The organism is Streptococcus suis, assembly GCF_017601095.1.
Classification (GTDB): domain Bacteria; phylum Bacillota; class Bacilli; order Lactobacillales; family Streptococcaceae; genus Streptococcus; species Streptococcus suis_Z.
The window spans coordinates 56,616-82,131 of record NZ_JAGFUX010000004.1; the positions used below are offsets into that span (position 1 = coordinate 56,616).

Below are 25,516 nucleotides of genomic sequence, written 5' to 3' on the forward strand. Positions count from 1 at the left end.
TTTTTAGGAGACTGTAAATGGAGTATGATAGAATAAGTGTTGTATATTAACATTGATATCATAGATATATCAAGTCGAAGTTGGAGGATATATGCGAGGAGAGAGAAAGATTCATTTTGGAATTCGGAAGTACGCTGTAGGAGTGGTTTCTGTAGCACTTTCGATCGGGTTTGTTGTAACCAATTCGGCAACCGTTCAGGCTGCTGAATTGTCCAGTGAGGAAGTGTCAATTCAGCAAGTTAGTAATGTCGAGGAAAGTCAAGCGAGCCTTTCTGCTACCCCAACCCTAGTGGAAAATTCGTCGCAGGATCCAGTACCTGTTGAGCAGTCTCTTGAAGGTCAGACGGTGCCAACACCAGTAGCGGTAACTTCAGCAGAGCAACCTATCGCAGAAGCAGGTCTGGATGAGGTAGAGGTCGCAGTAAGCCAGGGGATGTCGGAAGCACCAGTCCTCCCAGACCAAGCTATCACTGAGTCTCCAGTAGGACTGGATCAGACTGACAATATCTCAGAAGAAGTGCCAACACCAGAGGCAGTACCTGTGTCACAACCACAATTCCGTAGTCGAATGGCACGGAGTGTGGCAGATCAAACAGTGATTGCCAGTCTACCATTGGATGCCAATGGGGAACTAGTGACCAGCCTTTCCCAGCAAACCGTGACCCAAGTGCAAGAAGTCTATGCAGATGGTACCAGTCAAGTAGAAGCGGCCACTACAGCCAACACCCCAACAATTAAGAACAGTCAAAATGTAGCTGATTTGGTCACTGCTGTTTCATCTGACCTAAAAGCAGTCACCTATGAAAGTCTCTATGATGGCTTAAATCATACGGAACGTTTCTTAGATGGCTTGGCTATTGCCCAGGAGTTGAAGAGAGAGAAGAATGGGCAAGAGCCAACGGCTGAAGAGTTGGCCAATCGCAAGCGACAGGTCTATATGGACCAGCTGGATATGCGAGAGAATTTTGGAACCGTCCAGACCAATCTCGATACTATTCTGACAGGTGTTTTTGAGAAATCAACGGCAGTCGATACCGCTACTGTAAAAGCCAACAAGGAAAAAATCCTGCTGGGCTTGACCTATCTTGACCGCCAGTACGGTTTCCAGTTCGGGAATCTAGCTGCCAAAGACCTGATTCTCTATTATCCAGAGGTGTTTGGTAGCCAGACAGATGTCCTGAACAACTTGATTTCCATCGGAACGCAGACCTATGCTGACTTGGAGCTGAAAAATAATCTGACAACCTACCAGAAAAAGATAGCACCGATTACCAAGCAGGCGGATCTTGTCCAGTTCATCGAAAGTCAAGTTCCGCGTTGGGTTTCAGGACAGGATGTAGAGACTTGGTTTAAGGAAACATCCAAGGCCCACATTGTCGAGTCAACCAGTCCAAATGGCAATTCCTCTCTCTATCAGCAGTTGAAGGCGGATTCTCCTCGCTTGGTTAGTCATATCCTGCCACTCCTGACCCTGAGTTCAGATTCGGTGCTGGCATTGGCAACCACTGACACTATTACCTATGGCCTGAGAGATACCTATCTGCCAGCTGGGACTGCTACCGATACCTTGCAGGCTAGCTTGGACAAGACGGTCCAGTCTCAACAGGAATTTATCGATGTATGGTATCGGATTAGTGAAAAGAGCGATACCTTGCGGACTCATCCAACGGTTGTCGTAGTGGATAGTTTGCAGGCTTTGGGTCAGGCCAATGAATCGGCTCGTAGTCTATGGTCGGCCAAAACAGGCAATAAGGCTCTTCCAGGCGTTCGACAATTTATTACCCCTATGGGCCTGTATTCTAATTTCTTGCAGGCCGGTGGACAGAAAGATAGCGATACCCGTATCACCTTCTTTTTAGGAAAAGCCTTGACAGACAATGGTTTGTCAGTCTACACCCATGAGATGACTCACATTTTTGACAACAAGGTCTGGTTTAATGGCTACGGTCGACGGACCAACAAGGATGCGGAGTTATACGCAACGGGATTGTTTGATTCCCATAATAATACCCAAGGTCAATCTTCTTATGCTCCGATTTTTAACCTCAATACCGCCTATGAATTGGGAGCAAATCGGACTCAGAACCAGTCACCTCGCCGTTTCCAAACGGAGGCTGACCTGAAAGAATATATGCAGGGCTTGCTGGATGTTGTTTACAGTTTAGACTATCTGGAAGCCAAGGTCAGTCTGGAAAAATCTGCCGCAGATAAGGCTGTCCTCTTTAATCAACTGTCCTATTCACCTTCGCCGACCAATCCACTAAAAATCCAAGATGAATTTCGAGCGATTAGTGAAGAGGTTGCTGCAAGTCTGACAAGTGTAGATGACTTGGTAGACAATGCGATGGTTTCTGGTCGCTTGGCCTTCAAGGGCTTTGAGACGCGAGGGGTTGCCAATCATAATGATTACTTTGTCGTGCCTTTGTTCGAACCAGTCTATGCTGGTCTCCAAAATAATAGCAGTTTTGTAGGTGATTTTACCATGCGTCGCTATGCCTATGAACTCCTTGGAGAATATGGCTACAAGGACGGTATGGTAGCCTATCTGTCCAATCAATATGTTAATGACCAAGCTGCTCTGGCGGCCATTATGCCAGAACACAATGGTGATTTAGCAACCTTTAAGAAGGCGATGTATGCAAGACGGGCGGAACGATTAGCAGATTTGAAGACAACGAGTCAGTTTACAGATCTGGCTGATTTGGAAACCAAGATGCGACAGGCAGTGGAGCAAGATCTGGCTAAGATGAAGACAAATCAAGCCAACAACACCTATCTGACAACGGGTGTAACAGCTGTTCGTTCACTCAAAACGCAGATTTTCCAAGAATACCTGGCTATGACCAATGATTTCCAAAGCAGTATCTATAAGGAAAAAGATGCCAGCCGTACCTTCTATGTGACCAACGGTCTGGAAAGTTCGACAGAAGGGGCAGGGACAGAGGCCAACCCTTACCACAGCCTGTCCTATGCCTTGCAACAGGCCAGCGATGGTGATGTCATTAAGCTGGTGCGAAATGTGACCCACCGTCAAGATGCTCCGTTTATCATCAGTAAGGCTGTGACCATTGACGGTCAGGGCCACACCTTGACCTTCCGCGGACCAGATCTGGAATTGGGAGCGGCGGTTACCTTTACCAATATGACTCTCAACATGATTCCGAGTGGTAGTCACCAGCCAACCATCTATTTGAATGGCTATCAGGCAACCTTTGATGCGGTGTCCACAACGGTCAATCAGTTGCAGGACAAACTGCGTCCGACCATCGTTGCAGGGGCTCGTACTGGGCAAGCGACGGGGGACCATGCTCGCTTACTGGTTGTAAATGGTGATTCCAATACCCGTTTCCGTCAGATTTTTGCAGGTAATGCAGATAGTTCAAGTTCCATCCCTGTGACCATCACCATTGATTCCGAGTTTGCGGGAGTAGATGAGGGAATCGATCTTGGTGGGCAAAATGACCAGGTGACCTACGGTCGAGTGGAATTGATTTCTCGTTCAACCAAGGTCAAAGAGGTCGTGGCGTCCAATAGTATGGACAATCAGGTGACCATCAATGCCGCTCGTATCTACGGTGCCAACTTCCTTGATATGCAGGAATTGACCTTGGCTGAAAATGCTGCTGTTACTTTGGACAGGCAGGTTGAACGGATTAGTGGATTGGTGACGATTGGGGCTGGCAGTCAGTTGCAATTGGACAATGGGACAGCTCTTCAAATTGGCGACCTAGCTGGTCAAGGTAAATTGGTGATTCCAGCTGGTTCTCGTTTGGAGGTACTTGCGGATGTAACAGGTCCTCTTCAAATAGAACTGACAGGTTTTGAGTCCCAGCTGGCACCTGTAGTGGATCAGGTCTTTTTGACAGTTGAAGGCCTGCTTGATCCGACTAGCTCGGTTAGCTTGGCTAATCATTTTAATCGCTTTGCTATTGTCCAAGAAAATGGTCACTATCGTCTTGTTAGTCGTGACCAGCAGCCTCAGACTCATACTCTTACCTTGCGATTTATCCAGGCCGGGCAGGTGCTGAAGTCCGAGCAGGTGCAGGTTGTGGACGGTCAGTCGCTGGCCAATGTGAAGGCTTATCTGCCCCAGGCAGTCAAGGGGACCTACCAGTTGGCTCCTGGCTTTGATCCGTCTGTTTTGACGGGGATTTCTGCTAGTCAGACCATTGATATTCCTGTGGTACTGGTGATTCCAACCACTCCAATTTTGTCGTTCGATAAAACTTCTATCCAGGAAATGACCTTGGTTCAGGGCTTGGATAAGAGTAGGTATCAGGAAGGGGAAATCCTAGACTTGACAGGGGTGCGTGTGCGGTTGGTAGATCAGCAGGGAATTGCTTTGGTGATTGATGCGACACGTTTTACTGAGTATGGTGTTAGTGCCAATCCTGTTGGAACTCCGCTTTTGAGCAGTCAGCAGGAGTTGACTTTGACCTTGGGGAATCATATTCTCTCACTGCCGATTCAGGTGCAGGCACAACTGCCTTCTAAGGCCAGTCGTTTTCAACCGCTTACTTTGGGAGAAGCCCAGTCTTGGCCAAGCGATAGTGAGCAGGTAAAAGAGGAGCAGGTCTTGCAGCTGATTAGTCTGCCAAATGAGGCTGGAAGCGTTGAACTGGAGGTCGTGGGAACTCTTCCAAGTGCTAGTGGAGATTATAGAGTTATCGTGCGAGTGACCTATGATGACCAGAGTCATGAAGAAGTTCATGTCCCACTGCATATTCTCTCCATTAACATGGGATCGGGCGTTACGCATGAATTGCTAGAGGGCGTACTGCCACCATTGGAAACCGCCAAAGGTACTGGTGTAACGCATGAGTTGCCAGCGAGCGTTCTTCCGCCATTGGAAACCGCCAAAGGTACTGGTCTGACACATGAATTGCCAGAGGGTATTCTTTCACCATTGGAAACCGCCAAAGGTACAGGACTTACGCATGAATTGCCAGAGGGTATTCTACCGCCATTGGAAACCGCCAAGGGTTCAGGTCTTACACATGAATTGCCAGAGGGCGTCCTACCGCCACTAGAAACCGACAAAGGTTCAGGACTTACGCATGAATTGCCAGAGGGCATTCTTCCGCCACTAGAAACCGCCAAAGGTACAGGACTTACGCATGAATTGCCAGAGGGTATTCTACCGCCATTGGAAACCGTCAAGGGTTCAGGACTTACGCATGAATTGCCAGAGGGTGTCCTGCCACCATTGGAAACCGCCAAAGGTACAGGTGTTACGCATGAATTGTCAGAGGGCGTCCTGCCACCATTGGAAACCGCCAAAGGTACTGGTCTGACACATGAATTGCCATCGGGCGTCCTACCGCCACTAGAAACCGACAAAGGTTCAGGACTTACGCATGAATTGCCAGCGGGCATTCTTCCGCCACTAGAAACCGCCAAAGGTACTGGTGTAACGCATGAGTTGCCAGCGAGCGTTCTTCCGCCATTGGAAACCGCCAAAGGTACTGGTCTGACACATGAATTGCCAGAGGGTGTTCTTCCACCATTGGAAACCGCCAAAGGTACAGGACTTACGCATGAATTGTTAGAGGCTGTACTTCCGCCATTAGAAACCGCCAAAGGTACTGGTCTTACACATGAATTGTCAGAGGGTGTTCTTTCACCATTGGATAGTGTCTCAACAGCTCAACCTCTTGCGAAAAGGAAGGAAGCTAGAGCAAGAATCAGCCAATCATCTGTTCAGGCTAAACTTCCTGCGACAGGACAAAAGGTATCTCTTTACTTATTTAGTTTAGGGTTAGGTGCTCTCGCTAGCCTGTTCATCTTACACAAGGGAAAACGGAGCTCGAAGAAGTAGGCCTACTTACCGACAATCACCTAGTATGTCTACTAGGTGATTTTTCATGGTATAATAGAGCCAGAAAATGAGGAAATTATGACAGTACTGACAGAAATTGAAAAACTTACCAAGGAGAATTTAGGCCCCATCACCGTCTTAGCTGGAGAAGACACAGGCCAGTATCAGATTGCCAAGGACAAACTCTTGACCCAGATTGGTTTTGACGCGGCGGATTTGACTTATGCATATTTTGATATGTCAGAGGCAGACTATGGTCAGGTTGATATGGACTTGGTTTCCCTGCCCTTTTTTGCAGATGAAAAGGTTGTGATTTTAGATTACTTTTCAGACTTGACTACCGATAAGAAGCGCTACTTAACTGACGAAGAGTTAAAACGGTTCGAGCAGTATTTGGAAAATCCGGTAGAGACAACCCGCTTGGTCATTCTAGCAGGAGGAAAGTTGGACAGTAAGCGCCGATTGGTCAAACTTCTCAAGCGAGATGGTCTTATTTTGGAAGCACAGCCCCTCAAGGAAGCAGCTATTCGGCAACATTTCCAACAAGAGGTGGGACATTTGGGTTTACAAATGGAGCCGAGGGCATTTGACCACCTCTTGCTAAAATCCAATTTTGACTTTGCAGAATTGACCAAAAACTTAGCTTTCTTGCTGTCCTATAAGGGACAGGAAGTTATCCGGCAAGAAGATGTGGACTTGGCCATCCCCAAGACCCTTCAGGACAATGTCTTTGATCTGAGTCAGCTAGTTCTGCGAGGCGAGATGGATCAGGCTGCTAGTTTGGTTAAGGATTTGCGTTTGCAGGGAGAGGATGAAATCAAGCTAATTGCTATTCTTCTGACCCAATTTCGCATGTTTCTTCAAGTGCGTTTATTACAGGCGCAATGGCGGAGCGAACAACAGATTGTAGCGGATTTATCAGATATACTTGGTCGTAAGGTCAATCCATACCAAGTCAAGTTTGCTCTCAGAGATTCGCGAAACTTGTCCATAGGATTTTTGAAAAAAGCGGTGACCTTGTTGATTGAAACGGATTTTCGCATCAAAACGGGACAGAACGACAAGGATTATCTTTTTGATATCGCCCTCTTAAAATTAGCTAGTATGAGCAGTTAGAATTCGGACAAATAAATTGAAAAGGCTCTCACATTGGAGTAAAATAGGTATATCAATTAGTATAGGAGAACAAGAATATGGCAATTATTTTACCAGACCTTCCATACGCATACGATGCCTTGGAACCACATATTGATGCAGAAACAATGACCCTTCACCACGACAAGCATCATGCAACTTATGTTGCAAATGCTAATGCAGCCCTTGAAAAACACCCAGAAATCGGTGAAGATTTGGTAGCACTTTTGTCAGATGTAGAGAGCATTCCAGCTGACATCCGCCAAGCCCTCATCAACAATGGTGGTGGTCACCTCAACCACGCTCTTTTCTGGGAGTTGCTTTCACCAGAAAAAACAGAGATTTCAGCAGAATTGGCAGCTGATATTGATGCGACCTTCGGTTCATTTGATGCCTTCAAAGAAGCCTTTACAACTGCAGCAACAACTCGCTTCGGTTCAGGCTGGGCTTTCTTGGTTGTTAACAAAGAAGGCAAGTTGGAAGTTATCTCAACTGCTAACCAAGACACACCAATCATGCAAGGTTTGAAACCAATCTTGGCACTTGATGTTTGGGAGCATGCTTATTACCTCAACTACCGTAACGTCCGTCCAAACTACATCAAAGCCTTCTTTGAAGTGATTAACTGGACAAAAGTTGATGAACTTTACAAGGCGGCAAAATAATAGAGCTTAGTCTCACATTTTCAGAATTGAAAAAGCTTAGAACATCTTCAATAGCGGTTGTTCTAAGCTTTTTTTGTTTGTGAACAAGTTTCGTCAAAAGAGAGTAATGTTGATCTAATTTTCCTTTTTTACTGTCCTTTACGACGCTTTCGACTGGCCAGTCTAAGACCAGCTAAGAGACTGCTTGTTCCCATGACCAGAAGGGTCGTATCAGAAGAGCTGGCGGTCTGAGGAAGTCTTTCTTGATGTGTAGTTGCAGTTGCCTCTTTTGTTCGAGCAGGAGGAAGAGGTGCTTGCTCTCTGTGAGTCAAAAGCAATCCAGCTAAATCAAAGGCCTCTGGAGCAGCCTGAAGCAGGCTTTCTCCTTTCTGACTGATTAGCACACTAGCAGGGTCCAGAGTTTCGGGTGCAGGATTGAGCAGACTTTCCCCTTTACGACTGATCAGTACGCTAGCAGGGTCCAAGGCCTCAGGTGCCGGATTGAGTAGTGCCTCCCCTTTCTCAGTTTGTAGGACAGGTTCAGCTGGCAGTTCCGTTTCTACTGGATTAGGATTTTCAGTTTCTGCTTGCGCAATCCCCAAGGTAGCTTCCAGTTGAGCCAGGCTAAAGCGGGCATGCTTGATATAAGCAAGGTCCGTTGTGACGCTGCCACCTTGCTGGCGCCAGTTTTCTGAAAATTCCTTGTCAAAATGCCCGTAAGAAATCAGGTTAAAGGTCCCATCTGGCGAAACAGTAGCCCCAGTATAGCCCGTATCGCCTGACTTGGCGTTGGTCGTGAAATCTTCAGCCAGACGAATTCGGTATTGGCCTTCATTTTGTTGCAAGAGATCATCAACACTACCAATCCAGGCAATCCAATCACCCGCCATCCAGTCATTGTTTTCAATCTGACCATTACGGTTGTAATCAAGAATGATTTCACGGAAAGTTACCACTAACTTACCAGAAATTGGGTCAACCAGAATTTTATGGCGTTCCCCTTGGAGGGCACCTTGCAATTCCATTGGGCGAGACCAGGTTTTGCCTTCATCATCAGAATAAATCAACAAGCTAGAATGGTGGTGGGATTGGGCACGAACCAGCCCGATAATCCGTTGGCTATTGGGCACACGAAACATACCGATTTCACACATCTGGGCAGCTTGTTCAATATCACGGTGGGTTGCCAAAATCGGTTCCGGAAGGGACCAAACTTGGTTTCCATCTTCATCAAAACTCAAGATGGACTTGTAGTTAACGAATTGGTAGTCATGGAAAATACCCATCCATTCATCCTTGTAGTTCCCTTGTTCATCACGCAGTTGGATCAGACTGGACATGGCAACAATAGTATAGTGCTGTCGTCCGTTTCTAGTCGGGTGGAAGAGTTGATATTCAGACCAGGTTCGGCCACCATCCTCAGAAATGGAGGTGCGGAAGCCACCCGTAGGGTTGTTTTGCCAACTTGGCATGGCAGTAATAAGAATGACTTTCTCACTACCATCAGCAAAATTGAGTTTGTAGAGAGTAGGTGTTTCCAAGGAACTTGCCCAAGATTCAGGGATGTCGGTTTTTTCAGTCCAGGTTAGGCCATTGTCTTTTGAAATCTGCATCACGATTGGGCCATGGCCGTGACCAACTGGATAGGCAGCAATCAGCGTTTGGTTGTCATTGAGTAGGACCATGTCTGGCTGTCCTAGGTATTGGCGATTTGTTCCAGGTTTTTTCTCTAAATCCTTGATGTAGTCCGTTGGCAAGTCGTATTGAGGAATGCTTGGTTGGTGCAGAATTCGCTTGCTGATGCTGAGCGGAATGTCCGTCACAAAGTCAGTACCACTCGCAGTAATGCGTACGCTAGTTTGCCCCTTGGCTAGCGGCTTGATAGTACCAGTTGCATCAATACTTGCAATAGTTGGATCAAGGACCTCAAAGGATAGTTGAGCGTTGGCTTTGTCTGTCACCAAGTAGGCTTTGATGGTATGCTGCTGGTCGGTAAAGAGAGCAATTGAGTTATCTTTTGCATAGATTCCATTTACGCGCATGGAGTGAAGGACTTCGGTCGCATCAAGTGGTCGATTGTAAATTTTCAACTCATCAATGGCTCCGACAAAGCCTCCACCTCCAATTCGATCGATTGGGAGCTTGAAGTCATTTGTTGCGGTCCAAGGGTTGGTTTCGACCAGACGACCGTCCACATAGAGTTTGAGTCCCCCTGTTTGGCTGTTGGTCCAGGTATAGTGCCGCCATTGGTTGGTCAGGCTGCTCACAGAACGCATGGTTAGGCGGTCACCTGGATTATTTCCGACACGAACACCAACCTTGCCGCCTGTTCCGTCTAATTGAGAGGTGAGGGCACGTCCGCCTTCCTGGCTGCGGAGGACTTCGCGGTTGCCACTTGTGGAGGATTGATCCAAGAGCCAGTAACCGACAGTCCATTCCTTGCCAAGTTGATGGTTGGCATCAAAGTTTAGTTGGGTATCTGCAGTCACGGCCAATGCTTGACCGCTTTTTCCTGGGACATAGGTTGGGCTTGTACCAGTTGGTGTGCGTTGGCCCCATTGGTCATCTGTATTTTGGTCAAAATGATAATAGCTAAATCGGGCCGCCTGATCCACTTCTGGCAAACCAACTTGTTCACCATTTTTTAAGCGAATGTAGCGCTCGGTAATGGATTTCAAGGCCTGTTTGAATTTTGCTAAATCTGCTGGGATTTGTGCTTTGGTAGTTTCATTTGGCTCGCGAGCTATTTGTGTTCCTAGTCCATTGTGGCGAGTTGTACGGTCGTAGCGGTCTTCCAGGCTATCCAAGAGACCCTCGATTTCCATCTCTAAGACTGGAAATTCTCGTTTCATCTGATAGAGTTTATTGACATCACGAACAGCTTCTGCCATTTTTTCTAGTCGCACACTAGACTGTGGTTTTGGTTGTCTAGCATCCGCCTTATCTGGATAGAGAAGCTGAGTGTCCCCTGCTTCGAAGGCCCAGTGAGAGAGGTCGGTCAAAGGGTCGCGAACCCAAGCATCCAAGGCCCAACGGAGGAAGCCATTGGTATTAAATTTTGCGCCATAGAGAACGGAGAAGTAACTTTCACCTGGTAGGTTGAAGAGGAGAGAGTTGGGGTATTCTTCGGTAGCAGTATAGAGGGTGGTCTTTTTCCCTTGTGCATCTCGTTCTGCGACTAAGCGTTCAAAGGCAGCCATTTCAGACTTCATATGAGGTGTTCCGATACTGAGGTCATCAATGCGTGCTGCAGTACTAGCAAAGGAGCCAGAGAAGTGGTTGGCTGCTGCGGCGATTTTGAGATATTTTCCATCCTTGTTTGGGACAGAATCGATCAGTCGAAAAGCCTGTTCCATATTGCGTCGCTCATCGATTCCGACGTAGAAGCGGTCAAACCAACCTTTTTCATCCAGATGGGTGATTAGGGCTTCTAAGAAGGGGCGCCAGACAGTTGCGTAACGGGGATCTGTAACCTCTACTGTTATTTCTTCGATAGCTTGAGTAGCCTTGTTGGTGTAAGTTACCTTGTTGCCCCAAGGAATCATCGAGTAGCCGACAATCTTGTCTGCTAGACCATATTCTTCAGCTAATTCTACCCATTTGTCAAAATGACTAAAATCAAAACTAAATTGACCATCAGCTTCCTTAAACCATTTGATCATGGATGGAACCCGTGTCTGACCTTGGGCATAGGTTTGGCCGCCCCAAGCTTCTTCCACGATGGATGCGGTGATACCACGTCCCCCCATTTTCTTATAGATTTCAAGGCTTGGTCGTAGAATGGCCAGATGCTCTGGTGAAAACGGTGTGACATTGTAATATTCTGCTGAACGGTACGGATACTGCCAGAGTTCAATGCTAAAGTCGTTTAGGTGGTCAAGTTGGGCATCTTGAACTTCCAGCTCAAGGTTAAACGTGAGCGGATTTTCGATTCCATCAGCCATTACCTCAATGTGTGTCTGGTAGGTACCAGCTTGAGCTGTTTTTGGTATGGCAATACTCAGCCAGAGATTTTGTAAGGTATTATAGGCGACATCAACTGTTTGGTCATGTAGTAAGAGGTCTGGTCGTGAGATACTTGGTGTGGTTGGGATGTTGAGTTTGTTAGCATTGTGGTAGCCAGCATTTCCTTGATAGCCAGTGATTTCTTTGATAAAGTTCCCAGTGATATGATCTTTTGAAATGGTCTGACCTGTTGCACTCACCAAATCATGAGTGCGGAAGCGCAGATTTTTTAGGCCAGAATCCTGGGGTAGAATAGCCAGCTGACTGGTCACCGTGTCATTTTTCCAGGCAACCAATTGTCGACTGGTTTCTTGGTTGTTTAAAAGTCGGCTATACGCATCTCCGTAATGATGGAGATTGTTATCTACAAAACTGCCTGTAAACTGAGCAATGGTTGCTTGAACCTCAATATCTAGGCGGGCGGTTAGTTGCTTGTAGTGGGCGATGAGTTGCGTTCGACCTTCTTTCAGACCTTCCACACGACCGGTTTCATCCACTCGAGCAATCTCAGGGTTGGCAATGCTGTAACTTACCAAACTAGGGTCTGCATAGGCAGGAGCAATCTGTAGTTGGCTAGCAAGTGATTGTCCAACTTTGAGATTGAGACTTTGGGATGAAAAGGCTAGCTGCTCGGGTTGGTAGGGCTGGTGGCTAATGGTTGCCTTATGAACCTGATTGACGTAGTTGGATCTGGTATTGGCTGGGTTGTTGCGCCCTGTTGAGCTGACTTTTAAAAAGTGGTCCCCTTCTTGCAACTCATTGAACTCAATGATCTTGACCAGCTGGCGCGTGCTATTATAGAGATCCACTTCAGTCTCTTGACCATCATCTAACTGCACCTTGATAATACCGTGGTTAGGCGATTTGTGGGCATAGAGGGTAATGCCATTTCCCTTGAAAGGTATGGTGTAATAGTGTTGGCTTTGATCGTCTGTCTTTTGAATGTTGATGTAGGCTTCATTGGCATTTTTTACCCAGGAGCCTGTAAAGACAAACTTGTTAAAGGCTGCGTCTGGATTATCAACAGGGCTGATCTCTTCTATGACGGACTCCACAGCCTCTTCCCTAGGGGGCTCTTCAGATGGAGTGGCAGGTGTCAAGTCAGGGCTTTCAGGGCTTGTAGGCTCAGCTTGAAGGACAGGAAGCGTTTCCCCTACGGACCGATCAGTAGCTTCCTCCTCCCGGTGTAGCTCCTCTTCTGAGACAGGCTCGGCAAGAAGGTCACTGGTCTGAGGTTGGTTATCTAGTTCATTTGCCAGGACTGGTTGTTGGCCGAATAGAACCGAACCGACAAGAATAGAAGCTGTACCAACTGTCAACTTACGGATGGAGAAGCGAAAGTGACGGTCGAATAGCTCAGTGCGTCTTCGTTTCATACGAAATCCTTTCTATTATATTTTATGTTTTTCTTATAATATTAATATACCAAAAAATAGGTAAATATCAAGCAATTTCACAATGATAACAAGAGGTTTTGTCCCAGTAGAAAGGTTGATGAAAAATTATTCATTAAATGGTATAATAGTTCTTCAATGATATGAAGGAAGTATGACATGCAGATAAAAGAATTTGGTGTTGAGGATTGGCTCAATCAATGGGAAAAACAAGCAAAATGGGATATCGCTGGAAGTTCTGTTGCCTCTCTTTCCTTAGAAGAATTGGCAACGTTGGCTGGCGATTCCTATGAGCAAATCAGTCAGGACCTATGCCGCTCCTTGCTCAACTACGGCTGGATAGAAGGTTCTCCTGATTTTAAAGAGGCTGTCAGTCAATTGTATGAGACGGTTTGTCCTGAGCAAATCTTGCAAACCAACGGTGCCACTGGAGCCAATTTCTTAGTGCTGTATAGTCTCTTGGAACCTGGAGATCATGTGATTTCCATGTATCCAACCTACCAGCAACTGGTCGATATTCCACAATCACTAGGTGCACATGTTCAATTGTGGCCTATTCGTGAGGAAAAGGGCTGGTTGCCCGATTTAGCAGATCTACGCCAGATGGTAACCGAGAAGACCAAGATGATTTGTATCAATAATGCCAATAACCCAACAGGGGCCTTTATGGACCGTGCCTATCTTGAAGAACTGGTTTCCATTGCAGAGGAGGTAGGTGCCTATATTTTGGCAGACGAGGTGTACCAAACCTTTGAAGACCAAGCTTTTCCGGCCATTGTTGACCTTTATGAAAAAGGGATTTCGACCAATAGTCTCTCCAAAACCTATTCCCTTCCTGGTATTCGGGTTGGTTGGATTGCAGCCAATCATGAATTGTCGGATTATTTTAGAAAATACCGTGACTACACTATGATTTCAGCAGGTGTGATCGATGATGCTTTGGCGACTTATGCCCTTCAGCAGAGAGAGCATATTTTGGAGCGAAATCGTCAATTGGTTCGTAGAAATTTGGCTATTTTAGAAAAATGGGTTGCAGAGCAGGATCAGGTAGACTTGGTCTTGCCGCGGCAGGTATCAACCTCCTTTATTCGTCTAAGGATTGACCGACCGACTGAGGAATTTTGCCTAGCCTTGTTGGAAGAAGAAGGAGTCCTCTTGGTGCCAGGTGAACGATTTGATATGCCTGGATATGCCCGTCTGGGTTATTGCTGTCAAACAGAGGTACTGGTGGAAGGACTGGAGCGCTTGGCTCGATTTTTGGGTTCTAACAAGTCGAATGAAGAGCTTTCAGATAAGGAACTGAGGAGCAGATTGCAAGAACAGCCTCTAGCTGTTCTTGGTTGGACATAAGTCATGCGAAGCAAGCCACTTCCGTAAGGTGCAGAAAGCTGAAAGTGACCATGTATCAAGGTTAACTCAAATGACTAAAAAAGTCCCTTGCTGGGTCCTGGATGGACTGGTCAGCAGGGGACTTTTGTATTATATAGTGGGATTATTTGATAAACATGGCATCGCCAAAGCTGAAGAAGCGATACCGCTCTTCAACGGCGTGCTGGTAGGCGGTTAGGGTCAATTCACGACCAGCAAAGGCAGAAACCAGCATGACCAAGGTTGACTTTGGAAGATGGAAGTTGGTCGAAAAGGCATCGACAATGCGGAAGGTGTATCCTGGTTTGATAAAGATATTGGTCCAGCCTGAGTCAGCTTCCAAATGGCCATCAAACTTGTTTCCAATAGTTTCAAGAGTGCGAATGGAGGTTGTTCCAACTGCAACGATGCGACCGCCGTTTGCCTTGACTTCATTTAAGGTCTGGGCAGCTTCAGCCGATAGGTTATAGAACTCTGAGTGCATTTCGTGCTCTTCAACATTGTCTACGGATACAGGACGGAAGGTGCCCAGTCCGACGTGGAGGGTTAGATAGACAAGCTTGACACCCTTGGCTTCGATTCTCTCCAGCAATTCTTGGGTGAAATGCAGGCCTGCAGTCGGTGCGGCAGCAGAGCCGTTTTCTTTGGCATAGACAGTCTGGTAGCGTTCACGGTCTTCCAGTTTTTCATGGATATAAGGCGGTAGAGGCATTTCTCCCAAACTTTCAAGGACTTCCAAGAAGATACCTTCATAGGCAAACTCAACAATCCTTCCGCCGTGTTCCAGTTCTTCCACGATAGTGGCGGTGAGTCTTCCGTCACCGAAGGCAACTTTGGTGCCGACTTTCAAACGCTTGGCTGGTTTAGCAAGGACTTCCCACTGGTCACCTTGGGTATTTTTCAAAAGGAGCAATTCGACGTGTCCCTGAGTATCGGGCTTGTGACCGTAGAGTCTAGCTGGTAGGACGCGGGTGTTGTTCATGACCAGGGCATCGCCTGGCTCCAACTCATCGATGATGTGGTCGAAGTGGCTATCCGTCATGTCACCTGTGGTTTTGTCCACAATCAAGAGGCGGGAACTGTCGCGTTTTTCCAAAGGGACTTGCGCAATCAGTTCTTCTGGCAGGTAAAAATCAAAATCTGCTGTATTCATCGGAACTCCTTACATGCTGAGAAATAGGATCATAAAATAAAGAAAAATCAGAAATGGTAGGGCGGCCATCAATCCTCCCAGAGCCATCATCAGTCGGCGTAACCAGATTGGTTTTGGAACAAAGTAGCCACCGACAAGCAGTAGGATCCCGAAAAAGAATAAAATAAATAGTTGTTCAGTCATAAAAATATTATACCATAGTTTAGAAAAGATTCTCTTGACAAAAATTGGTCTATACCATATAATAGGTTTTAAAAATAGGTCTATACCAAATGGAGGAAAATATGAAAGTTTTTGTCGTAAAAGATCAAGTTGAAGGTGCAGGCATTGCCTTGGATATTCTCAAACAGAAAATGGCGGATGGTGCGCAAGTTCTGGGTTTGGCAACAGGTTCTAGTCCAATCGAATTTTACAAGCAGGTTCGTGAAAGCGACTTGGATTTTTCTGAGGTGACATCTGTTAACTTGGATGAGTATGTTGGTTTGGGCGAAGATAGTGACCAATCCTATGTCTATTTCATGAAAGAGCATCTTTTTAATGCCAAACCATTCAAGGAAAACCATTTACCAAACGGTTTGGCAGCAGATCTTGATGCAGAGTTGGTGCGCTACAATGCCATTCTGGAAGAACATCCAGTAGATTTCCAAATTCTAGGTATCGGTCGCAATGGGCATATTGGTTTTAACGAACCAGGTGCTTCTTTTGACGGAATTGCCCGCGTTGTGGACTTGGCGCCATCAACCATCGAAGCCAATGCCCGCTTCTTTGACAATCCAGAAGATGTTCCAAGACAAGCCATTTCGATGGGCATTGCCAACATCCTATCTGCCAAGACCATTGTTCTCATGGCCTATGGTCAGGAAAAAGCTGACGCCATTAAGGCGACAGTGGAAGGACCAGTGACGGAGCAAGTTCCAGCTAGCGTCCTCCAAAACCATGATGATGTCGTCCTCATCATCGATGAAGCAGCAGCCAGTAAATTAGCATAACAGACAAAACCGACTACCATTTTTGGCAGTCGGTTTTTTTTAGGATTCAAGGTCAGCTTATACACGATTGCGGTGGCGGAAAGAGATGACGAGCATCATAAATGAACTAGCAACGAGAATAGCAGCGATCAGGGATAGATGGTGGTGGAAGGCTATCAGAAGAATGATGGTGCTGAATACCAGAATGGCATATTGAAGCCACACCATTTTACCCAGTCGATAGAGGTCTTGGTTGTAGCGACTGGTCATTAGGATTCCTAGATAGTAGAGGAAGTAACCAATGAGTAGGAAAGGCAAACCCAAACTAGCGTGCTCACCCGGTAAAACCTCCACAGCAACTGTAAAGAAGTTGAGGCCTAAAACCAGTGCCATATGGGCATAGAGTAAGGTGGCTACATTTGTCTTTTGATGGTGATTGATATTGAGATAGGTTTGCGAAATGTAAAACATAAAGGAGAACGCCATTGCCAAGAAGAAGAGAACACTAGTGAGCAGATGCGTCTGACTCGGATAATTCTTCAAAATCGCAATGACCGTTTCACCAAAGGTAATAATGGTAATCAACTGACACCGTTCAACGATGTGAGGAAAGTTCATAGCATCGTGACTGAATTTGTCCTTGAAGAAATAGGAAATAATATACGGGAGATATAAAAGCAAGAGGCTCTTTTCATCATAGGTCCAGAAATTAAAGTAAATAGCTACCGAAGCCAAGAAAAATACCAGCACATAAATCCCAAATATATAGAGACTATTTTTTATATCTGCCGTAAAACCGATTTTCCGACCCCGAAGGTAGTACTGCAAGCAAATCAGCAGATAAGACAGGGTCAAAAAGATGGTAAATGGTAGGGCAGTCGCTTCAAAATCATGGCTAAAGTTCAGGGATAATTGTCCCACCACAAACATGGACGCAATAATCGTGTTAATATCCAACAAATCCCGTTCACCATATTTGTTGAGATAGATGGTTTCGTTGATTCACAGGGTCATAACAATCAGGTTTGCGGTGATAAAAGTTAGAATTTCTCTGAGTCCGATATGGTCCCCGTGTAAGAGGCCAGTCAGTGAAGAAGTGGCCAGAACAAAGACCAAATCATAAAATAATTCATAGTTGGATACGCGTTTTGCGATAATCTCAGACATGTCAATCTCCTTTTCAAAAAATCTGAACTATTATACCATACGAAAAGGCTGGGACAAAAGTCCTGGCCTCCTTAGTTTTTTTTTCGATAATTAAACCTGACACAGTGGTTGAGTGGGCTCTAATTAGCTGATTTTATCAGCTTTTACAGCCCTACTCAACTGTGCGGGGGTGGGCTAACGACTCATCGAACCCTACGGGTTACCGATTTTTGTCCCCATCCCTATTTATTATAGTTTCCAGTCCAAGTCAGGTCCGACAGGAACAATGCCTGTTGGGTTAATGGTCTTGTGGCTACCGTAGTAGTGCTGTTTGATATGGTCAAAGTCAACCGTTTCTGAAATACCAGCATGGTTGTAAATCCGCTTGGTATAATCCCACAAGTTTGGATAGTCAACCAAGGCCTTGATATTGCATTTGAAATGCCCAAAGTAAACAGGGTCAAAACGCACCAAGGTGGTAAAGAGACGAAGGTCAGCCACGGTTAATTGATTGCCAACTAGATAGTCCTTCTCTGCCAAATGCTCTTCTAGTTTGTCCAAGGCAGCAAAGAGATTGTTGACTTCTTTTTCATAGACTTTCTGATTGGTTGAAAATCCAGCCTTGTAAACACCATTGTTGATGTTTGGATAGACAAAATCATTCATGGCATCAATCTCGGCTTGTAGATGTTCTGGATAGTAGTCATCATAGTTACCTGTAATGTCATTGAAGGCAGTATTGAACATGCGCATGATTTCAGCAGACTCGTTGCTGACAATGGTATTAGTTTTCTTATCCCACAGGACAGGGACGGTCACCCGACCAGAGTAAGTTGGGTCAGCCTTCAAATAGACCTGATAGAGATAGTCGCTGTTAAAGAGGGGATCCTTGATAACACCAGGTCCATCTTCAAAGGTCCAGCCATTTTCTAACATGAGTGGATGAACGACAGACAGGGAAATATGGTCTTCCAAGCCCTTCAATTTTCTCATAATCAAGGTCCGACTAGCCCAAGGACAAGCCAGAGAAATATAGAGGTGGTAGCGACCAGACTCAGCCTTGAAACCAGCTTTTCCTGTTGGGCCTGCCTGTCCGTCTGGCGTAATCCAGTTGCGAAATTGTGTGACTGTACGAATAAACTTACCACCTGTAGACTTGGTATCATACCACTTGTCCACCCATTTTCCATCTTGTAAAAGTCCCATACTATTCTCCTTTTTGAAAATTTAGAAATCACCCAGAGACTCATAGAATAGGTATTTCTAAAACGTTTGTCACTAACTAGTATTATAACCCTTCTATTTCAAAGGTCAAGTCAAACGATTTATGGTAGAATAGTCTCATGAGATTGGACAAGTGTTTAGAACAGGCAAGGATTGGCTCCCGTAAGCAGGTAAAAAAACTTTTCAAAGCCCAGCGGATTTGCATTGACGGACAGGTCGCAACCAGCCTAAGCCAAATTGTGGACCCAGGTCTACAGAACATTGAAGTTGTAGGCCAGAGGGTTGAACTGGAAGGCAGTCGTTATTATCTGCTTCATAAGCCTGCGGGTGTGGTTTCTGCCGTGTCCGACAAGGAGCACCAGACCGTTATTGACCTGTTTGAGCCAGAGCATAGGGCAGACGGGCTCTATCCCGTCGGTCGCTTGGATAGGGATACCGAAGGTCTGCTTCTCATCACTAACAACGGCCCACTTGGCTTTCGCATGCTTCATCCCAAGCACCATGTGGATAAGGTCTATTACGTGGAGGTCAACGGTCCCTTGGGACCAGATGCCCCAGACTTTTTTGCCCAAGGTATTCGCTTTTTGGACGGCACTCGCTGCCAGCCTGCAGACTTGACCATTTTAGAGACTTCTATGGAACAGAGCAGAGCAGTCATTCGGATTGGTGAAGGTAAGTTTCATCAGGTCAAGAAGATGTTTTTAGCCTATGGTGTCAAGGTTACCTACCTCAAACGGACCAGCTTTGGCCCATTTCAACTGGGAGATTTGCAAGTAGGGACATACCGCAACTTGACTGAAGCAGAACTGCAGGATTTAAAAAACTATTTTAGGGAGTAAGAAAGATGACAGCTATTTATGATTTTACACTCGAAAACCAAGACGGTCAGCAGGTATCTCTTGAAAGGTATAGAGGCAAGGTCTTGCTGATTGTCAATACTGCGACAGGATGTGGACTGACTCCGCAATATGAGGCCTTGCAGGCGCTCTACAACCGTTATCGTTCACTGGGCTTTGAAATCTTAGATATTCCATGCAATCAATTTATGAATCAAGCTCCAGGAACAGCCCAGGAAATCAATAAATTTTGCCAGCTTCATTACGGAACCAGCTTTCCCCGCTTTGCTAAGACCAAGGTCAATGGAGCAGATGCCCATCCCCTCTACAAATGGTTGAAAGAAAAGGCGCGAGGACCAGTTGGTAGGGCCATTGAATGGAATTTTGTGAAATTTTTAGTGGACCGACAAGGCAAGGTTGTCAAACGCCTAGCTGCCACTAGCAGCCCAGATAAATTATCCGAGAGGATTGAAGCGTTACTAAAAACCAGCTAAATTCTAGCTGGTTTCTTTTTGCATAAGAACAAAACAATAAGGTGCGCCAATGATGGCTAAAACGATACCTGTTGGAATCCCTGTTCCTACCAACAGCAGTCTGCCAATTATATCTGCAAGAAGCATGAGACTAGCTGCTAAGCAAATGGCAAGTGGTAATGAGTAGCTGTGGTTTCTTCCAATCAATCTTTTAGCCAAATGACTGGCTAGAAAACCGACAAAGGCTGTATTGCCGACCAATAAGGTGGAAAAACTTGCCAAACCAGCTGCTAATAAAAGGATAATGCGACTTTCCCTTTGGACATTTATCCCCAATCCTGTGGCAGTTTCTGGACCTAACTGCAAGACATTGAGTCTGGGAATCCGAAGAAAGACTACTAGTAGGCTGATGAGAATCAAGGGAGCCAGGATCATCAACCTAGACCATTTGTCGCCAAGATAGGCACCTGACAACCATGCCTGGGTATTTTCCATTTGGTAGGGACTGATGACTTGGGTTAAGCTGAGGGTCAGACTTGTCAAGAGCCCAGCCAGCCCCATGCCGACCAGTAGGAGTTGATTGGATTGAAAACTACCTTTTCTAGTCTGACTGAGCAGATAGACAGTTAAGGCAGCCAGGCTTCCTCCTAACCAGGCAAACAAGGATTGGAGTCCTAGACCTGAAAATGGAAGGAAAAGACTGGCAAGTGCCGCTAAGCTAGCTCCGGCATTGATCCCCAAAATACCAGGGTCTGCCATAGGGTTATGTGTAAGGGTTTGAAGAAGACTAGCGCTTGTTGCAAGTGCCGCACCAGCCAGACAGGACACCAGTAGGCGTGGGAGCCGAAGATTCCACACAATCAGAGAAATAGAAGGTTTCGCCTGACCAAGCAGTGCTTCTAAGACTTGTTCTACTCCTAAATGACTATAACCTAAAAAAAGTGAGAGGAAAGCCAGGACAAGTAGTAGAAGAAGGGCTCCTAGAAGGCTTTTCCGAACAGAAAATCGGATCATGACCAGTCCCCCTTTCGAATCAAGAAGAGTAAGATAGGAAAGCCAATCAAGCTCGTGAGACTATTTAAGGGGAGTTCATATGGAGGATGTAGGATACGGGCTAAGACATCCATCCAAACTAGCAGACAAGCCCCACAAAGAGCAGACAATGGCAAGAGGTAACGAAAATCACGTTTAAAGAATGGCCGAATCAGGTTTGGAATGATCAGACCGATAAATGTCAAACTACCAGCCAAGCTGACGGCAGCTGCGGACAGGACAGTGACCAGTAGCAAGAAGAGGACGAGGAAGAGCCTTGTCTGTAATCCCAAGCCCTGAGCCAGACTTTCCTGCAAACTTAAGATAGTCAGCTGTTTTGCAAAGAACATGGCAAATAGCAAGGCAAGGAAGATAGGACCAGCCAACCAGGCTAGACTGGACCAATTTGCCTGAGTCAAACTACCAGATAGTAGTCCGAGATAGTGAGTGGCTTGATTCAGATAAATGCTCATTCCTTGGCCAACTGCGGATAGAAAAGCAGTAGTCATGCTGCCGATTAGAAGGATGCGCAAGGGGTGGTTACTGTGTCCTTTTTGTTGGCTGCTAAAAATCACCAATCCTGCAACCAATCCCGCTCCCATAAACCCCACCATCAATCGCAGGAGGTAGTGGGAGTTGGGATTAAGGATCAAGAGCAGTAAGACTGACAGTCCCGCCCCTGCTTGAATGCCCAAGAGCCCAGAATCTGCTAGCCGGTTGTAGGTCACAGCTTGCATCATCAAGCCTGCAACTGCCAAGCTAGCTCCGACCAGACAGGCTGTCAAGAGTCGAGGAATCCGTAAATCCACGATAATGTCCTGTTGAGCTGAGTTTTTACCAAACTCTTTAAGGGTTGCAAGAAGCTGGTCATGGCTAAAAGAAATTGCTCCGAAGCGAAGGGAAAGGTAGGCTCCGAATATGAGAAAGAGCCCCACTGTTAAAAAAACAAGCCAAAATAAATTTGGCTTAGGAAATCGAAAGTACTGTGTCATATTATTGAAGGGCTAGGATAGCATCATGTAGGATACCCAACTGGTAGTCTAAAGAGATAGGGTCGTTGAAAATAAAGCTTTTGGCATCGAGTTGAATGAGGTGGCCGTCCTGAACCGCTGGTAGATTTTGCCATACATCCGTTTCGTACAAGCTACTTGCAGCGCTGCTGTTTTCATTTGCCATGATGATGTAGTCTCCTGCATATTGGCTAAGTACTTCAGTTGAAACAGCTAAATATCCAGCTTCAAAGACATCATCTTGGACACTTTGAGGAGCGGCATATCCCAATTCTTGGTAGATAATTTCCCCACCACGTCCCCAGTTTTGACCAAAGACATAGAGGTCTGCACCGAGATAGCCCATGATGGTAAAGCTTGCTGCATCACCAGTAAGGGACTTCATATCCTTACCAGCAGTTTCAATAGCCTGGTCCCATTGACTGGTCCACTCCGTAGCAAGGTTTTCTTGATGAAAGATTTGCCCGAAGACTGCCAAAGTATCCTTATAAGAATGTTTGCCATATTCAATAGAGATTGTAGGTGCAATCTCAGACAACTGTTCGATATTGGTATCTGTTGAACCTGTCACAATCAAATCAGGTTCCAAAGCTGCAATGGCTTCCAAATCTTCACTAGTTACGGCTTGTGTTTCTTCCAAGTAACTTGAAAAGGCAGGATTGGCTAGGTCATAAGAAGTTGCTCCAACTATTGAGAAACCAAGTTTTAAGAGGTAGCCTGTATTGGCAAAGTTGAGGCTGACAACCCGTTTTGGCGCCTGAGGAATATTCCCATAGTAGGCCACACCTTCAATACTGGGCATTGAAGAGAGGCTAGTTTGGGTCGTTTCTTGCTTGGTTCCTGAACAAGCGATAAGCAAAATGCTAACAAAACATAAAACGATAAATGATAGAAACTTTTTCATATTACTTCCTTTCAGATGGTACAAGTTTGTAGTCAAGGAGAAGGGGGTAGCCGTAGTGGCTGGCAGGTAGGATGGTCGCTGTAATGCCAAAGACGGTCTCTAAAATATCTGGTCGGATCAATTTATCTACAGGTCCTTGTTCTACAATCTGTCCATCCTTCATAGCGATGATGTGGTCAGAGTAGCGGGCAACGAGATTGATATCGTGTAAAACCATAACGATAGTCTTACCTTCCGAATGATTGAGATCTTTGAGCAGTTCCAAAATCTCTAGTTGATGATTGATATCCAAATAGGTAGTCGGTTCATCCAAAAAGATAATCGGAGTATCCTGAGCTAAGGCCATGGCAATCCAGACACGTTGACTTTGACCTCCAGACAGGTGATGGACCATTGCACCTTGCAAATGCTTAGTTTGGGTCTTTTCTAACGCCCAGTTAATCTTTTCCCTGTCCTGCTCACTCAATCGTCCTAATCCTATTTGATAGGGGAAGCGACCATAAGAGACCAGGTCAAAAACCTTTATTCCCTCCAAACTCTGGTGAAACTGGGGTAGTAGGGCTAATTTTTGAGCCACTTCTTTACTGGCTTGCTTTGAAAGGTCCTTGTCATCCAGCAGAATCTGGCCAGCTTGCAAGGGGTGGATACGGCTGAGGGCTTTTAAAAGACTGGATTTACCGCAACCATTTGGTCCTATGATGGTCGTGATGTTTCCTTCGGGAATCTTCAAGGACAGGTCAGAAAATACTGGATTCTTGTCATAAACAAGTTTCGCCTTCTTTGCTTCAATCTGGGGCATACCATCTCCTTTCACTGAGTCTCTATTATAGCATGGTTTTTCAATCAAAAAAGAGTTTTCTGAAAATTTTAATTTAATAAGAATGGTTATAAAAAATCCCTGTCATAAGGACAAGGATTCTCATTATAAATAACGTTTAGCTACTTCCAAATCACCGTCATAAGCGGCCTTTTCACCATTGACAATCTGGTAGGCGTCAGCCCCCTTGCCTGCGATGATGACCGCATCTTTTGGAGAGTTTGTTTGGTTCATGGCTGTGCGAATGGCTTCTTCCCGGTCCAAGATAAAGTTGCTTGGTCGGGTCATGTGGTCACGGATTTGTTCAGCAATAGCGGCGGGATCTTCACGGTTGGGATCATCAGCGGTCAGAATCACCTCAACCTGCGGATAGTCATTGAGCAGAAGACCGAAGTCTTTGCGGCGACTTTCTCCCTTGTTGCCAGGAGCTCCCAGAATCAAAATCACCTTGCCTGTCTGGTGTTCTAAGACGACATCAATCAGCTTCTTGACACTATCGCCGTTGTGGGCGTAGTCCACGAATACCTTGGCCCCGTTCTGCTGGGTCAGGACTTCCATGCGGCCAGGGACATTGGTTTGGGCAATCCCTGTGTGAATATCTTCCAGACTTGCACCCAAGCGGAGACAGGCCAGTCCAGCTGCGATGGCATTTTCTTGGTTGAAGCCACCGATCAGCTGGATGTCGTAATGACCGGCTAATTTTCCAGTCGCTGTGAAGTCAAAACCTGCTGACTGAGTGATTTCATTTTCAGAGCTCGGTCCATAAAAGTCATGGTCTTTGGAGCTGACTTGCTCTTTCACGACTTCAAAATGGTCCATTCCAGCATTGACAATTACTGCTCTGCTATTGTCCATCAAAAGACGCTTGTGATAGAAATAGTCCTCAAAAGTCGGATGTTCAATTGGGCCGATGTGGTCGGGGCTGATATTGAGAAAAACGCCGACATCAAAGGTCAGCCCGTAAACCCGCTTGACCAGATATGCTTGGCTGGACACCTCCATAATCAAGTGGCTCATGCCGTTTTGGACCGCCTCCGCCATCATGGCAAAGAGGTCCAGGCTTTCAGGCGTGGTCAGGGTGGACTTGAAGAAGGTTTTTCCGTCCAGCGTGGTGTTCATGGTCGAAAGCATGGCAGGCTTGTGGTTGATTTTGAGAATGTTAAAAGCAAAATAAGCCGCCGTTGTCTTACCCTTGGTGCCGGTGAAAGCCAGGAGTTTGAGCTGTTTCTGGGGATGACCATGAAAATCCATAGCAATCAGGCTCATAGCCTGCTTGATGTCATGGACGATGATGGCAGGAATGTCGACTTCGTAGTCGATTTCAGACACGTAAAAAGCAAGTCCAGCCTCGATAGCCTTTTCCAGAAATTCCTTCTTAAAGGCCAAACCCTTGGCAAAAAAGAGGGTCGTTGGGCTAACAGTTCGGCTGTCATAGCTGAGAGCGTCAAACTGGACATCCGTCCAAGTGCTATCAGTCTGGTTATTTTGTTTGATCTGGCGGAAGTTGTTATCCGCTTTTAAGATGTCTACTACATGTTCAATTTTTATCATGTTTCTATTGTAAACCTATCGAGGATATTTGACAAGTCA

18 protein-coding genes are annotated in these 25,516 nt (G+C 46.0%); 7 read left to right on the forward strand and 11 right to left on the reverse strand.

Going from position 1 to position 25,516, the window contains the following annotated elements; genetic code table 11:
* The first annotated feature begins 91 nt into the window (after nucleotides 1-91).
* From J5566_RS04455 to sodA, 3 genes are all read left to right on the forward strand, one after another.
* Nucleotides 92-5,818: a ZmpA/ZmpB/ZmpC family metallo-endopeptidase gene (locus J5566_RS04455; RefSeq protein WP_208562264.1), complete on the forward strand. Its 5,727-nt coding sequence runs from the start codon at nucleotides 92-94 to the stop codon at nucleotides 5,816-5,818.
* 78 nt (nucleotides 5,819-5,896) lie between these two features.
* Complete coding sequence (gene holA / locus J5566_RS04460; protein ID WP_208562265.1) at nucleotides 5,897-6,934, forward strand: DNA polymerase III subunit delta; 1,038 nt, start codon at nucleotides 5,897-5,899, stop codon at nucleotides 6,932-6,934.
* A gap of 77 nt (nucleotides 6,935-7,011) precedes the next feature.
* A complete protein-coding gene (gene sodA / locus J5566_RS04465; RefSeq protein WP_208562266.1) occupies nucleotides 7,012-7,617 on the forward strand; it encodes a superoxide dismutase in 606 nt (201 codons plus the stop codon).
* Nucleotides 7,618-7,745: 128 nt separating this feature from the next.
* On the opposite strand, the gene J5566_RS04470 is transcribed toward sodA, so the two are convergent.
* Nucleotides 7,746-12,977 carry a glycoside hydrolase domain-containing protein gene (locus tag J5566_RS04470; RefSeq protein ID WP_208562267.1) on the reverse strand — a complete coding sequence of 1,744 codons (5,232 nt, stop codon included), beginning with the start codon at nucleotides 12,975-12,977 and terminating at the stop codon, nucleotides 7,746-7,748.
* 177 nt (nucleotides 12,978-13,154) lie between these two features.
* On the opposite strand from J5566_RS04470, the gene J5566_RS04475 reads away from it, so the two are divergent.
* Nucleotides 13,155-14,345 (forward strand): aminotransferase, encoded by a 1,191-nt coding sequence (locus J5566_RS04475; protein ID WP_208562268.1) that lies wholly within the window; start codon nucleotides 13,155-13,157, stop codon nucleotides 14,343-14,345.
* A gap of 142 nt (nucleotides 14,346-14,487) precedes the next feature.
* On the opposite strand, the gene queA is transcribed toward J5566_RS04475, so the two are convergent.
* Nucleotides 14,488-15,516 (reverse strand): tRNA preQ1(34) S-adenosylmethionine ribosyltransferase-isomerase QueA, encoded by a 1,029-nt coding sequence (gene queA, locus J5566_RS04480; RefSeq protein WP_208562269.1) that lies wholly within the window; start codon nucleotides 15,514-15,516, stop codon nucleotides 14,488-14,490.
* Between the two features lie 9 nt (nucleotides 15,517-15,525).
* Nucleotides 15,526-15,699 (reverse strand): hypothetical protein, encoded by a 174-nt coding sequence (locus J5566_RS04485; protein ID WP_187321634.1) that lies wholly within the window; start codon nucleotides 15,697-15,699, stop codon nucleotides 15,526-15,528.
* A gap of 101 nt (nucleotides 15,700-15,800) precedes the next feature.
* Between J5566_RS04485 and J5566_RS04490 the strand changes: the two genes are divergently transcribed.
* Nucleotides 15,801-16,505, forward strand: coding sequence for a glucosamine-6-phosphate deaminase (locus tag J5566_RS04490; protein ID WP_208562270.1), 705 nt, complete (start codon nucleotides 15,801-15,803; stop codon nucleotides 16,503-16,505).
* Between the two features lie 57 nt (nucleotides 16,506-16,562).
* Here J5566_RS04490 and J5566_RS04495 read toward each other — a convergent pair whose 3' ends face one another.
* From J5566_RS04495 to J5566_RS04500, 3 genes are all read right to left on the reverse strand, one after another.
* Nucleotides 16,563-17,444, reverse strand: coding sequence for a low temperature requirement protein A (locus tag J5566_RS04495; protein WP_432215585.1), 882 nt, complete (start codon nucleotides 17,442-17,444; stop codon nucleotides 16,563-16,565).
* A 42-nt stretch (nucleotides 17,445-17,486) separates the two neighbouring features.
* Nucleotides 17,487-17,651 carry a low temperature requirement protein A gene (locus tag J5566_RS10755; RefSeq protein ID WP_348002276.1) on the reverse strand — a complete coding sequence of 55 codons (165 nt, stop codon included), beginning with the start codon at nucleotides 17,649-17,651 and terminating at the stop codon, nucleotides 17,487-17,489.
* A 228-nt stretch (nucleotides 17,652-17,879) separates the two neighbouring features.
* Complete coding sequence (locus J5566_RS04500; protein WP_208562271.1) at nucleotides 17,880-18,836, reverse strand: glutathione S-transferase family protein; 957 nt, start codon at nucleotides 18,834-18,836, stop codon at nucleotides 17,880-17,882.
* Between the two features lie 137 nt (nucleotides 18,837-18,973).
* Here J5566_RS04500 and J5566_RS04505 point away from each other — a divergent pair, with 137 nt between their 5' ends.
* Together J5566_RS04505 and J5566_RS04510 are read left to right on the forward strand one after the other, a co-directional pair.
* Nucleotides 18,974-19,693, forward strand: a complete 720-nt coding sequence (locus J5566_RS04505; protein ID WP_208562272.1) for a pseudouridine synthase — start codon at nucleotides 18,974-18,976, stop codon at nucleotides 19,691-19,693.
* A 5-nt stretch (nucleotides 19,694-19,698) separates the two neighbouring features.
* Nucleotides 19,699-20,184 carry a glutathione peroxidase gene (locus J5566_RS04510; RefSeq protein ID WP_208562273.1) on the forward strand — a complete coding sequence of 162 codons (486 nt, stop codon included), beginning with the start codon at nucleotides 19,699-19,701 and terminating at the stop codon, nucleotides 20,182-20,184.
* A gap of 3 nt (nucleotides 20,185-20,187) precedes the next feature.
* Here J5566_RS04510 and J5566_RS04515 read toward each other — a convergent pair whose 3' ends face one another.
* From J5566_RS04515 to J5566_RS04535, 5 genes are all read right to left on the reverse strand, one after another.
* On the reverse strand, nucleotides 20,188-21,177 hold the full coding sequence (locus J5566_RS04515) for a FecCD family ABC transporter permease (protein WP_208562274.1): 990 nt from the start codon (nucleotides 21,175-21,177) through the stop codon (nucleotides 20,188-20,190).
* Nucleotides 21,174-22,187: a FecCD family ABC transporter permease gene (locus tag J5566_RS04520; protein ID WP_208562275.1), complete on the reverse strand. Its 1,014-nt coding sequence runs from the start codon at nucleotides 22,185-22,187 to the stop codon at nucleotides 21,174-21,176. The genes J5566_RS04515 and J5566_RS04520 overlap by 4 nt, the downstream gene beginning before the upstream one ends.
* A gap of 1 nt (nucleotide 22,188) precedes the next feature.
* Nucleotides 22,189-23,109, reverse strand: a complete 921-nt coding sequence (locus tag J5566_RS04525) for an ABC transporter substrate-binding protein (protein WP_208562276.1) — start codon at nucleotides 23,107-23,109, stop codon at nucleotides 22,189-22,191.
* 1 nt (nucleotide 23,110) lies between these two features.
* The gene (locus J5566_RS04530; protein WP_208562277.1) at nucleotides 23,111-23,908 is read right to left on the reverse strand and encodes an ABC transporter ATP-binding protein; all 798 of its coding nucleotides are present in this window, start codon (nucleotides 23,906-23,908) and stop codon (nucleotides 23,111-23,113) included.
* Nucleotides 23,909-24,031: 123 nt separating this feature from the next.
* Nucleotides 24,032-25,477: a UDP-N-acetylmuramoyl-L-alanyl-D-glutamate--L-lysine ligase gene (locus J5566_RS04535; protein WP_208562278.1), complete on the reverse strand. Its 1,446-nt coding sequence runs from the start codon at nucleotides 25,475-25,477 to the stop codon at nucleotides 24,032-24,034.
* Nucleotides 25,478-25,516 lie beyond the last annotated feature (39 nt).